The sequence below is a fragment of the Neobacillus niacini genome (assembly GCF_019749295.1).
GTDB classification, from domain to species: domain Bacteria; phylum Bacillota; class Bacilli; order Bacillales; family Cytobacillaceae; genus Neobacillus; species Neobacillus niacini_D.
Genome location: NZ_JACWFG010000011.1, coordinates 40271 through 53188, shown reverse-complemented (window position 1 = coordinate 53188; position 12918 = coordinate 40271). Strand labels below are relative to the sequence as shown.

Below are 12918 nucleotides of genomic sequence, written 5' to 3'. Positions count from 1 at the left end.
TCATACTATTTAAACAAGTGTTGCTCAAAAGTCACTTTTTTGAGCAACACTTCTGTAAAACTTATTAACTTGTTATTACTTGTTTACTTCCTCATACCATTCTTGTACTCTCTTAGTAACTTCTTCCCCGCCTGATTTGTTCCATCGATCTACAAATTCATCGAACTTTTCGATCGGCCATTCACCAATTACGATTTTTGTTAAATATTCTTGGAATAATTTATGGGATTGAATATCCGGGAATCCTTCGTAAACGGTAGATGGTAAGCCATCTCCAGCAATTCTCCGCGCATCCGCAGTACTCACCTCAAAGATATCTTTTACCATTTGTTTTTGATATTCTTCCATTCCTTGTTCAATACGAATATCCATGTCCTCTTGCGTGATTAGATTTTTCATCCCTAATGCGATAGGTGTTTCATCAGTTGGAGGAAGCAATACCTTTTTGCCATTCTCTACTTTATGTTGTGCTCCCTCCATTCCAAACATGTTAAATTCATCATTTGCTGGATCATAGAAGAAGTCTAATAGTTTTAAAGCAGCTTCAGCTTTATCCTCAGATGCAGCTGGTATCACCCATTCTGGGTCTCCAATTCCTTTTTGAGTGATATACCCATCAAACCCGTCAGCTTTTGGAAGCGGCATTCCCGCAACATAGGCATTTGGCGCACCCTCAAGCATTGCATTGTGGCGATCACGTAAGTTTGCAGGCAAATGATACCAGCTTCCTACCAAGTTCGTATTAATCTTCGCTGTCCAAACTTCTCCTTTATTTAAGAATGTTTCATTGTCTAATAGTTTTTCTTCATATAATTCACGAATAAATGAAATCGCTGCTTTCATATTTTTTGAGGTACCTGCATATTCAATTTCACCTTCATATATATCCCATTCAGGAACACCTTCCCACATGGCAACACCATAAATGGCAAAGAGGTGATCCATCCATTTTCCAAATTCCCTTCCTGTTGTAGGTAATTCATCTTGCTTTCCATTTCCATTTGGATCTTTATCACGAAATGCGATTAATAGCTCTTTATATTCTTCTACTGTTTTCGGCATTTCCATCCCGACTGCATCAAGCCAATCTTGACGAATTAATGATGCGCGTTCTGTAACAAGATTGACCTTTGGCACATAATAGATTTTCCCATCAGGAGTCGCCGAACGCACGACATCCCATGCTTCCTGCGGAATTCTCTCCCATACATGTGGTGCATACTTTGGAAGAAGGTCATCCAAGGGCAGTGCTGCCCCTTGACTAATTAAGGTTTGTTCAAAACCGCCTATCGGACGGAAAATATCAGGATAATCCTCTGAGGCAAACATCAAGTTTAAGTTTTCAACTGGATCAGAGCCGGCAGGAGTGGAAATCAATTCGTATTGAACACCGGTTTCCTCCAATACCTTTTGAACATGTGGATCATCAGGACCCGGAAGTGTTCCTTTTGTTAAATGACTCTTATAAACTCTTACTTTCGTAACTTCTTCTGATGAAGAATCGTCAGGAGACGAGCCATCTACTTCCTTCTTACTGGTACAGCCGGCAAGCGTCCCAAGGACAAGCATCAGTGCAAATAGCATAACTAATAATGACTTTTTCTTACTCTTAACCATTCCATATCCCCCTTTATTTTAAAAAAACATTTTATATATGATAAAACCTATAGACGGTTATATCTTCTTATTCCTTAAGTGATCCTAAGACAGCGCCTTTTACAAAGTACTTCTGTAAAAATGGATATACTAATACGATTGGCACTGTCGCAAAAATAATTGTAGCCGCTTTTAAAGTTATCGTATTAAAATCGTAGTCACCCATTACCAAGTTAACATCGGCAAGAGCTTCTGGAGATTCAAAAAAGCCACGTAATCTCATCTGTAAAGGCCATAATGTTTGGTCACGCAGGAAAAGCACGGCCGCTTGAAACGAATTCCAGTAACCCACAGCATAGAACAATCCGATTGTTGCGAGTACAGGCTTTGAAAGCGGCAAATAGATTTGAAACAATAATCGAAAATCATTACATCCATCGATTCTTGCTGCGTCATCAATATCACTTGGTATTCCCATAAAGAATGTTCTTAAGATGATCATATTAAAGGTGCTAATTAGTCCAGGAATTATAAGCGCCCATATTGAATCCATCAACCCAAGCTCTCTAACGGTTAGGAAATACGGAATCATTGGCGCATTAAAAATCATCGTAACCACAATCGCAATCATTATGGGCTTTTTTAAGAGAAATTCTTTTCTAGACAAAGGAAATGCTGTTAGAACGGTAAATAACATACTTAATAATGTCCCAACAACGGTGATAAAAATGGTGACTCCGAATGATCTCCAAAGCACTTCATTCTGAAGAAGATGTTTCCATGTACCTAATGTAAATTCCACTGGAAACAGAAATACCTTTTTTGATTCAGCTGGGATTGGAGAACTAAATGAAACGGCCAGCAATTGAAGCAGAGGCAGAATCATCGTCGCTGCAACAACAGTAAGGAACGTATAATTAAAGATTTGAAAGCATTTTTCTCCCCATGATTTTTTCATTACCATAACCCCTGTTCTGATTTTCTTGCAAGCCTATTAAAAATATAAAGCAAGATAAAACCTACAATCGATTGGAATAAACCAATTGCTGTTGTCACACTAAATTGTCCTTGCAGCACCCCTGCTCGATAAACATAGGTTTCAATGATATCCCCTACTGAATAAGTCATCGGAGTCAATAGGTTAAAGATTTGATCAAAGCCAAGCTCTAAGAAATTACCGATATTTAATAAAAACAAAACTAAGATTGTCGGGAATAACAATGGCAGTGTAATATATCTGATTTGTTTCCAACGATTAGCTCCATCAATAACAGCCGCTTCATATAAACTCGGATTAATGGCCGTTATCGCAGCTAAATAGATAATAGTCCCCCAGCCAACACCTTTCCATATGCCTGAGATGACGACAATTGTACGGAAATAATTCTCTTCCTGAATAAATAAAATAGGTTCTGCTCCGAAAATCCCACGAATAGAATTGACAATCCCCCCTGTTGCCAATAATTCAAACACGATTCCTCCAACCACTACCCATGATAAAAAATGGGGAAGATAAAACAAGGTCTGGACGGTCCTTTTAAAAAACATTAGCCGTATTTCATTAAATAACAAGGCTAAAATAATGGGAGCTGGGAATCCAAAAATAAGTTGATAAAAAGCAATCATGGCTGTATTCCTTAACACATGATAAAAGTCTTGATAGGAAAAGATAAATTTGAAGTTTTCGAACCAAACCCATGGACTGTTTAAAATACCTTTAAAAATCTGATAATCTTGGAATGCGATAACGCTTCCAAATAGTGGAATGTACTTAAAGATGATGTAAAATGCAACCCCTGGAAGAATCATGATATAGAGCATCCAGTATTTTCTTATATTTTCTAAATAGATGCTTAAAAGACTCTTCTTCTTAATAATTACATCGGCATTCATTTGCAGTTCTGACTTATTCTGCAGTTTAATTGAAGAATGATCCATTTACTACCCCCCTCTATTATTTTTCGAATATTCGCAACTTGATTATATCCATCAAAATGACTATCAAACAATCATCTATTTTTGCACGTTATACACAAATTGTGGATGAAAGAACCATTTTTTCAGGATAACCCTAGCTCCAGTAGGTTTAAAAATTAAATTGGTTTATCAAATTTTTAAAGCGTTTACAATGTTGATATAAAGGGTTTTGCACAAATTGTTTGTAGTATGTAAGATATGTTTGTTCATATTTTTTTGCTCGTCTGCTAGAGAAAGGTTCATAATCAAGATGAATATAAGCAGTCGTCCGAAAAGTGGCCTGCTTATTTCGGACGACTTTTTCAAACTAGCAATCTATTTTGTTCTAAACGAAATTCTACTAAATCAACTATTCAATTTTCCTATAAATAATTGTGCGTAATAAGAAAGGAGCCATTTTGCTTCAGATGAGATTGGATGCTGATCTGTTTTTGGATGAAGTTGATTCATATATTTTTCCAAGAATGAGATTGCCTTTTCTTTTGATCCTTTGTCTAAGTGATGTTTTACTTGGTTAAGAGTCGTTGATAATTGAGATGCAGCAGGACCTGGCAAATCACCCGTTGTCTGAAATTGCTCCATATAGTTCTCTAATACCGTTATGAATCCAGGCGTAACCTTTACGGTATTTGACTTCACTGATTCTCCACTAGCATTTTCCGCCTTAATATAATAGGTGTACTCAACACCAGGGTCTGCTGTTCGGTCGTAAAACGTATTCACTTTCGCATTACCAACGTATTCTACATTCCCGTTTGCTTCTCTATAAATATTTACTTGGTTTTCGCCTCCATTAGAGGTCCATATCAATCCGACAAAAGATTCTCCCACAAGGCCAACATTCAAGTCAGATGGTGCTTGAGGTACTGGCATTGTAACAGTCAGTTCCTCTGATTGCTTAGTCTCACCCATTTCATTTACTGCAGAAACTCTGTATGTGTAGCCTGTTTTACCTACACTTATACTAGTATCAATATATTGTGGAGTTGTTGTACTATCAATCTTAGTAAAACTACCATCTCCATTAGCTTTTCTGTAAATCGTATAACTTTCAGCTTTATCTACTGAATCCCATTTAATTTCGAAAGCAGTTGTACTAACTTCACCTGCAAAAATACCTGTTGGAACCGCTGGTAAAGTGACAGGCTCTTTAGTTGTCGTTGTGATACTTTCAGATTTCTCTGATTCCCCGCCAATCCCTGTTGTTGTAACTTTGTAATAGTATGCAGTAGAAGGAGTGACGCTTGAATCAATATATTCTGCAGTTGCCGTGCTGCCAATTTTCTTATAGGTGCCATTTTGTTCAACTGACCTGTAGACACTGTAACTAATCGCATTTTCTACCGGTACCCATTCTAAGGAAACGGACAAACTCCTTGCTGCCGGTATACTTAATCCTGTCGGTGCAAGAGGTATAGGCTGTGTTGAATCAAACGTAAACACTTCGATTACTTCGGACTGAGGCGCTTCACCCACAGCATTAAGTGCAGAAACCTTATACTTATAAGTGGCTCCTTTTTCTACTGCTGCATCCTTAAATTCTGCCGTTTTAGAACTTGCTATCACTTTAAAAACGGGATCTACAGATGATGAACGGTAAATAAGATAAGCATCTGCCCCACTTACTGGTGTCCATTTTAATGAAATGGCGGAATCTTCCGTCATTTCACCTGACACTTCGGAAGGACGATCCGTAGGAGGAACATCTTCCTGATTGGTTGGTTTCACAATAACGAAATAATTCATTTTGGATGTACTATTATTCGCTCCCATTACGACAAAGGAACCTGCCGAATAATGTTTTTTATAAAGGTTAAACTCTACCGGTTGATCATCTATGATTTTTTTACCGGTATCCTCGTAGGCGGAAGCTAACCATTCAGGTTTATCGATAATCCTTGCATCATGCGCAACATAAACATCTGCATCAGCTGTTAAATAGAAAGAAACCAAAGCTTCGCTTGTGGAGCTTCTTGAACTTGTCGCTGACCTAATCCATTCCAAGCCATTTAGTTCATCGGGAATGGATGCAAATCGATACGCCTTGCTTCCAGTTAATCGATCGCCCGCTACATAATCTCCAATTTGTAAATCCTTTTCAACTGACCATAATGAAGCATTTTTCGCTCCATTGCTGCTATTATCATTGATGACTACATTCCTAACCCTTTCTCCGTCCATACTCGCAACCGGTTCTGGAGTTGGTTCCGGCTGGGGCTCTACAGGTGGTTCAAAAGCTGGGCCAGACCATGGAGGCGGGGTTGTAGGATAGTCTTGAGGAAATCCAGGTGCAGCCAATTCATTTAAATATTCTTCCAGATTGGTATAGCCATTGTTATTGCTATCACCGTTTCGATCTTCCGGATCTGTAGGATTAAAGCCATTTGCCTGTTCCCATACATCCGGCATGCCATCCCCATCAGTATCGACCGGGGCGGTTCCTCTATCTAAAACAGGAAAACCGCCAACATCATTTTCATTTCCAATGATGACTCCTGTTTGTTTTCTTACATCCCTAATAACCCGCTTGTCCACTGCATCCCGAACCAAAGACGCACCAACATGATCTAATACATGGTTATAGGCAACTTCTGGATCTTGTGTGTGTACAGGCGGATATTCAAACCGTTCCTTAACTACAACACTAGGCTTTTCGGCTTCTACTAGACCTGTTCCGGTGTCAGTCCCATCAAGAATGCTGTTTTTATTACTATCAATAAGGTTGTTTTCGATATATACACTATAGTTCTCATTTCCTCGTACTATTGCATACTCTGGATCAGCAGAGTTTTTCCCTGCTATAAAATAGTTCCCAACAACATTGCCATACCCTTTTGTACCTGATTCTCCTCCAGCTACATACGGGAAACCTCCCCAGTTATAGACAATATTGTTCACAAAATCTATCTGGCCTTTCGTTTTTGGATTTCTGTCATTGTTATGTGCGTAAAGATTATGGTGCATGCTGATCGTATTCATTTCAATCAAACCGCCCATGGAGTGGGTTAGCAGACCTTCGGAGATCATCGACCATTGAACAGTAATATTTTTTGATTTTGGATTGTTATAGTCCTTACTTTTAATCGATAATACTTCATCTGTTCCCCATGAAAAAGAAGAGTGATCTATGATCACATTCTGGCAATCTTCAAAATACATAGAATCATCATTAAAGCTTTGTTTCCCCATGCGAAAGCGCACATATCTAATTACAATATCATTACAATCTACGAAACGAATATTGTTTCCTCTAATGGTCACACCGTCGCCTGATGCTGTCTGACCAGCAATCGTAATATTTGATTTTCCTTTTACTACAATTTGTGGAATGGTAATTTCACCGGAAATATCAAATACAATCGTACGCGGGGTTTCTCCAGAAGTTGTAAGGGCATCATGAAACGTACCAGGTCCCTTAAGTTCATAGCTCGTAACATGGTAAACCTCACCGCCTCTTCCCCCAACTGCCGCATAACCAAAGCCCTCCGCCCCTGGAAATGCAGGAAGCAAAGAATAATCAGCCTTCACTGTTGAAGACGCAAAGGGCAAGAGAGAAAAACATAAAACAACACATAATAAAACGGACAAAAATCTCTTCATTTTCTACCTCCGCTAACATATTTTTTTCTGCTATTGATTCGTATACCCCCTTTTTCAAATCATTTCAATAGCTAAAATTAATTATAGCTACCTATCAAATGCTAGAACAATCATCCATTTTTCCATAACGTGCACAAATTATAGATTGTACTGTATCTGTCGAAATCGTTTATCTCCAGGATAATGGTTTGTAGGCAACTCCTCAGCCAGACCCTATTTGCACAAAATAAAAAGCCATTCCCTCATACCATTAATGTTTGAGGGAATGACTTTTAACTTTATACAATGAAACAATGTTCAAGTTCCATTTTCTCGTCAATCGAAAGCAATTTCTCTGCCAAAGGAAATAGCACTTTTTCTTCTTTTGCGAAATGTTGTGTTAAGGTAGCATAAGCCTGGACAGCGTATACGGTTATCCACTGAGCAGACTGTTCATCAATGTAATCTCCCGCCTGCTCGGCTTCAGTTAGAAAATCCTGCAGATGCCCCTCTGCCTTCTCGTGTTCTTCTTCCATGATTTCGATGGTTCTGTCACCCGCTCCAAGGCGGCGAGATATCATAGGGAACAATCCTTTATCTTCACGTTTGGAATGTGCCTTCAGTTTAATCGTGAAGGCTGATACCTGTTCATGTAATTGTGCAAACAATTGAACAACCTCATGACCAGATTCAGATTCTATCTCTTCCGTGAGGTCATAGAAATGATTCATAGCTTTACGGAGCAACACATGCTCGTCCATTAATTGTTGTAATGGTTTGCTAAATACAACATGAGTATTTTCCATTGCCCACCCCTCCTCTTTTAGACCCAATCTTTCACTGAGATTCTTACCTTCAATCATAAATCAAAAGAGTCAAGGATTTTGTGATGAGCATCACGGATTCAACTGGATCACATATTCGGACTTTTGGTGTCTTGATACAAATTGGTTATCGGTTATCCAAAACCGCCAAGGATAATCCTTTGCTTCCCCAGTGTTTTCAATGCCTATCCTTTTCCCGACTGAGATGCTTTCTGGGTTATTGCCTTTTGCAATAAATAGGGGTGGAAGCGTCAGTGAACGCCCATAGTCCTCCATGTTTATGCCTAATGCCTTTGTCAGTTTTCCAGGGCCGTTTGTCAGATTTTTCAGCACATCAACCCCTCTTCTGGTTTTCATTACGTCGATTCCGTACTGGGGTTCTAGGGCTCGAACCAAAACAGCTTCAGGTTTTTCTTCGCCACCGCTAACGACATTGAACAAGCAATGTGTATGCATAAGATAGGTATAGGCAAGGCCGGAACGATGAAACATGACCTCTGTCCGTGCAGTCCGCTTATTATTATAGCTATGTGCTGCTCTGTCACCAGGACCTATGTATGCCTCTGTTTCTACAATATAGCCCGCCGCTATTCCCTGACTCGTTTCTTTTACAAGGAGGCAGCCTAGCAATGCCTTTGCTAGTTCTAGTGTAGGCTGTTCATAAAATTCCTTGGGTAATGGAACGATTTCTTTGGGCAAGTTTTCCATGTTTAATGCCTCCATCAATTGAGTTTCTAATAGGATTCAGTAATACATTCATTTTACTTTATCATTATCTTATTTCTAAGTTTAATTTCCTGATGACCGAAAAAAACTGACCCAAACTTTGTCTTTTAACAACCTTTTTGGGTCAGCCATTTCTGTACTGTGATTATTTAGTTTTTATTTTTTGCCAATACAGCCTCTGCTTGCTGCCTAAACTGTTTAGCAGCCTCTTCCGGCTTTAGTACTTCAAAGGCAATTTGATCGGCAAAGCCCTTCAATAGACTAATTACTTCTCCTGCTCCCGTTGGATCCGGTCCGTTATAGACAGCACTATTCTCTCCAGCCCACGCCACATAATTGAATACTTGTTTTTGTGCTTCACTTAATAAAGGTATTAATGCTTCTTGGACCTTAGGAGAACCAGGAACACCGCGGTCACCAAGCATTAATTTATTTGCTTCAATATTATTGGTCATGAAGTCAATAAATTTGGCAGCTTCTGCTTTATTTTTGGAACTATTGGCAACCGACCATAACATACTAGGCTTTAGGAACAATCCTTTATCAGCATTTGGTCCCGGCAATCCCACCATTTCAAGTGGTCGATTGGCTGCTGTTTGAAGTCCAATAAACTGGTTAGACCATTGGATAAGTCCGACGGATTGTTGTTTTACAACTGGGTCATCTTCCAGTCCTTTTACTTGAGCGCTTGCATCAGGTGATTGAACCGCTTTCTTCTTTACCATATCACCATACATGGTAAAGAAGTCAACAAATAATTTGTCATCCTTATAGCCTAAAGTAGTTCCATCTTCACTATAAAGTCTTTTCCCATTTGACCTTAAATAATAGTTAAAAGATACATCTGGAGCCGTTCCTGGCCCATTTTCAAAATACATGCCAGCTGCAACTGCTTTATCAGCCATTTCTTTATAATCATCCCAAGTCCAGTCTTCAGAGATCTTGTCTACTCCAATTTTCTTAAGCAATGCAGTGTCGTATTGGAATGCGAGAGCGTTCACTCCACCATTAAGCCCGAAATATTTATCACCTATTTTCCCTCCATCAAGAAAATCCTGACTGAGGTCACTGGTGTCGATTTCCTTCCCCAAGAATGGTTTTAAATCTGCTAATTGATTGTTTTTTCCGTATTGTGTGATATACGAGAGGTCCATCTGAATAATATCTGGCATCTCATTGGATGCTGCTTGAGGTGCCAGCTTCGTCCAATAATCGTCCCAGCTTGCATATTCAGGTTCAATTTTCACATTGGGATTTTCTTTCTCGTACAATTCAATAATCTTCAGTGTATAATCATGTCTTGGCTGAGAGCCCCACCATGCCATACGCAACGTTACATTTTCGTCTTTACTTCCAGAGTTGTCTTTCTCAGAATCGCCTTCACTATTGCTCGTTGTACTTCCACTGCAGGCTGCAAGCGAAAAAACCATTATTAGTGATACTAGCATTACCATTAATTTTCTCATCGATTATTTCCCCCTTATCTTATATGTAAGTGCTTACATTTATAATTATAAAATAATTCTGAATTTTTTAAGTTTAAAATACCGACTAATATGTTTAAAAATCAGTCATTCTTATAGGAAAATAGACACAATTTGCTTTTTATACTCTCTAAAATGATAAAAATCCCACCTTCCACTTATTGAAGGTGAGATTTTTCCTGTTAATATCCTATAACTACATATCGTGACCCATAGATGGCATGTCTGAAACAATCGTTGGATCAACCATTCCTGCAATCATGGCAATGTGTGCAAAAATTAGAAACATACCAACAAAGATTGCATGGACTTTTAATTTTTCTTCTTGTGATTTGTTTTTATAAATAATCGTTAAATCTAATAGTGCCATGCCCAGCAATGGGATTATACCTAGTAAGTAAAACCCTACAGCAACTACATCAATCCACCCATGCCATTCTCCATTGGATGTAATAGGAATCACAGCATTAAATAGTAAGTAAATAAAAATACCAGTGAAATAAATCCCTACAAAAATAGATGTAACCTTGTTAACCAATCTCAATTTTCCAGTTAGGTTTCTGGTAAACAAAATGGCTAATTCCGTAACAGCAATTGTTTCAGCGCAGATAACCGGAATAGCCATAAAAATAATCAGATTCCATGGCTGATTATCTGCCAGTAAGCCCATATAATGTGTCATGTTCATGCGGGTTTATCCTCCTATAATCATCTTTGTTTTGTTTTGATACAGATAGATTGTAGGATTAGGATATAAAGATAAGATGAAGAATCTATGACAAAAGCATGACATATCCTCCGCTTAAATATTTTATTTACAGAAAAAAGAGAGCTGTGGTAATTCCAGCTCTCTTCTACTCTATTGAAATTACTTCGTAATAGCTTCACGCTTACGCTTTTTTTCCATTTGCTTTTCGTGCGCCCGGGTATGGGCACGGTGGCGATCTTCTTCCACTTCATCAGACATTTGTATACCCATAGGTACTGTAGCAGCCTCTATTTCTTTGAGCCCATTCTGGCCTTTCTCAAAGACAAACGATGCCCTTGTTGAAATATCTGCTCCCTGCTCAGTAACAAAAGGAACGACACGGTAATCTGCACGCCATTGTTCTGGAGTGACCTGGCAGCGAACGTAACCGCGGTAATTATTAAAGAATTTGATGTGCGGGTTATCCGCCAAAGATTTGGCCGTGTCTGCACGCCAATCTGATCCGTTTCCTCCTGAAGTAATCGATGTTCCAACAAACTCTGCTCCAAAAATGGGAGCCTCTGGATTGTTGTAATCAGTCGTAAGGTTAGAAGCCCAGCTTGCATGAACATCCCCAGTAAGAACAATAATATTGCTGATGTTATTGCCTGCGACAAAATCCGTAATACGCTGACGCGCAGCCGGATATCCATCCCATGAATCCATACTGAATTTTGGTGCAGTAATACTTCCAGACTTGCGCTGTGCAAAGAAAATCTGCTGGGCAAGGACGTTCCAATGAGATTTAGAATTTCCTAGATTACCAAGCAGCCATGTTTCTTGTTCAGTTCCAAGAAGAGTACGCTTTGGATCCAAGGACTCCGGTGTATGAGCCTTTGATCCATCACCATTCGCTTGGTCATCACGGTATTGGCGCGTATCCAGAACATAGAAGTTCGCCAAATCACCATAGGTGAAATCCCGGTATAATTGCATGCCTCCATCGTGAGGCAATGACGACCTGCGGAGTGGCATGTGCTCATAATAAGCTTGGTACGCAGCAGCACGCCGCTTGATAAAAGCTTCAACTGATTGGCCTTTTTCTGGAATGACATTTGCGTAATTGTTTTCTACCTCATGATCATCCCACGTAACAACCCACGGGAATGCAGCGTGTGCAGCCCTTAGGTGTTCATCTGAACGATATTGAGCATGACGATTACGGTAATCTTCAATCGTGATTATTTCATCGCCTTTGTGTGCACGGACATTGCCCGTTGGTGAAAGATACTCATTTGTACCGTATTCATATATGTAATCACCGAGGTGGAATACTAGATCAAGATCCTCTTTTGCCATATGCTTGTACGCAGTAAAATAGCCATGTTCATACTGCTGACAAGAAGCGAATGCGAACGTCATACTTGCTGCGCTGGCACCTGGTGCCGGCAAGGTTTTTGTTTTTCCTACAGGGCTTAGTTCATTTCCAGTCTTGAAGCGGTAAAAATAAACCGTATTGTTCTGCAGACCGTTCACTTCTACATGGACTGAATGTGCGAGATTAGGTGAGGCATGTTCCGTTCCCCTCTTGATTACGTTTCGGAAGTTTTCGTCTGTGGAAAGCTCCCAATTAACGGGAACGATATGGGCTGGCATTCCGCCGCCATTTAAAGGGTCCGGTGCCAACCTCGTCCATAATACGACACTGTCTGATAGCGGATCGCCGGAAGCAACGCCAAGCGTAAAAGGATATTCACTGAACTTTGGAGCCGCATCCACTTTAAACCCTCCCAATGATTGAGCAATGGTCAACCCAAGGGACAGCCCTGCGATTTTGCCGGCTCCATGAAGAAAGCTGCGGCGGTCTAAATTCTTTTTAAAGTTTTGTTCGTTAAATTTCCTAATCATCTCGTCCAAATTTGTCATGATACTCTTCCCCTCTCAGATTACATATTTTTACCACGACATTGATTATAACTAGGGTTTATTAAAAAATTATGAAGATTGTAAATAGATAAATAATGTGGTGTTGAATAGATGGTCC

At 39.5% G+C, this 12918-nt stretch carries 9 protein-coding genes; all 9 read right to left on the bottom strand.

Features of this window, described 5'->3' with window-relative positions; genetic code table 11:
* Positions 1-75: 75 nt before the first annotated feature.
* Positions 76-1617 (bottom strand): extracellular solute-binding protein, encoded by a 1542-nt coding sequence (locus H0184_RS14235; protein ID WP_221826384.1) that lies wholly within the window; start codon positions 1615-1617, stop codon positions 76-78.
* A 67-nt stretch (positions 1618-1684) separates the two neighbouring features.
* On the bottom strand, positions 1685-2554 hold the full coding sequence (locus H0184_RS14230) for a carbohydrate ABC transporter permease (RefSeq protein WP_221826382.1): 870 nt from the start codon (positions 2552-2554) through the stop codon (positions 1685-1687).
* On the bottom strand, positions 2554-3489 hold the full coding sequence (locus H0184_RS14225; RefSeq protein ID WP_221827162.1) for an ABC transporter permease: 936 nt from the start codon (positions 3487-3489) through the stop codon (positions 2554-2556). The genes H0184_RS14230 and H0184_RS14225 overlap by 1 nt, the downstream gene beginning before the upstream one ends.
* A gap of 429 nt (positions 3490-3918) precedes the next feature.
* The gene (locus H0184_RS14220) at positions 3919-7173 is read right to left on the bottom strand and encodes an FIMAH domain-containing protein (RefSeq protein ID WP_221826380.1); all 3255 of its coding nucleotides are present in this window, start codon (positions 7171-7173) and stop codon (positions 3919-3921) included.
* A 278-nt stretch (positions 7174-7451) separates the two neighbouring features.
* Positions 7452-7958 (bottom strand): hemerythrin domain-containing protein, encoded by a 507-nt coding sequence (locus tag H0184_RS14215; protein WP_221826378.1) that lies wholly within the window; start codon positions 7956-7958, stop codon positions 7452-7454.
* A 90-nt stretch (positions 7959-8048) separates the two neighbouring features.
* Entirely contained in the window at positions 8049-8684 is a 636-nt protein-coding gene (locus H0184_RS14210) for a DNA-3-methyladenine glycosylase (protein ID WP_221826376.1), read from the bottom strand.
* A gap of 167 nt (positions 8685-8851) precedes the next feature.
* Positions 8852-10168, bottom strand: a complete 1317-nt coding sequence (locus tag H0184_RS14205) for an ABC transporter substrate-binding protein (protein WP_221826375.1) — start codon at positions 10166-10168, stop codon at positions 8852-8854.
* A 214-nt stretch (positions 10169-10382) separates the two neighbouring features.
* Positions 10383-10874 carry a DUF6803 family protein gene (locus H0184_RS14200; RefSeq protein WP_221826368.1) on the bottom strand — a complete coding sequence of 164 codons (492 nt, stop codon included), beginning with the start codon at positions 10872-10874 and terminating at the stop codon, positions 10383-10385.
* Positions 10875-11054: 180 nt separating this feature from the next.
* On the bottom strand, positions 11055-12800 hold the full coding sequence (locus H0184_RS14195; protein WP_221826367.1) for an alkaline phosphatase D family protein: 1746 nt from the start codon (positions 12798-12800) through the stop codon (positions 11055-11057).
* Positions 12801-12918 lie beyond the last annotated feature (118 nt).

Coding starts and splice junctions, on each gene's coding strand:
- H0184_RS14200 (WP_221826368.1), bottom strand. CDS start 10,874: ATGAACATGACACATTATATGGGCTTACTGGCAGATAATCAGCCATGG.
- H0184_RS14215 (WP_221826378.1), bottom strand. CDS start 7,958: ATGGAAAATACTCATGTTGTATTTAGCAAACCATTACAACAATTAATG.
- H0184_RS14235 (WP_221826384.1), bottom strand. CDS start 1,617: ATGGTTAAGAGTAAGAAAAAGTCATTATTAGTTATGCTATTTGCACTG.
- H0184_RS14205 (WP_221826375.1), bottom strand. CDS start 10,168: ATGAGAAAATTAATGGTAATGCTAGTATCACTAATAATGGTTTTTTCG.
- H0184_RS14230 (WP_221826382.1), bottom strand. CDS start 2,554: ATGAAAAAATCATGGGGAGAAAAATGCTTTCAAATCTTTAATTATACG.
- H0184_RS14210 (WP_221826376.1), bottom strand. CDS start 8,684: ATGGAAAACTTGCCCAAAGAAATCGTTCCATTACCCAAGGAATTTTAT.
- H0184_RS14195 (WP_221826367.1), bottom strand. CDS start 12,800: ATGACAAATTTGGACGAGATGATTAGGAAATTTAACGAACAAAACTTT.
- H0184_RS14220 (WP_221826380.1), bottom strand. CDS start 7,173: ATGAAGAGATTTTTGTCCGTTTTATTATGTGTTGTTTTATGTTTTTCT.
- H0184_RS14225 (WP_221827162.1), bottom strand. CDS start 3,489: ATGAATGCCGATGTAATTATTAAGAAGAAGAGTCTTTTAAGCATCTAT.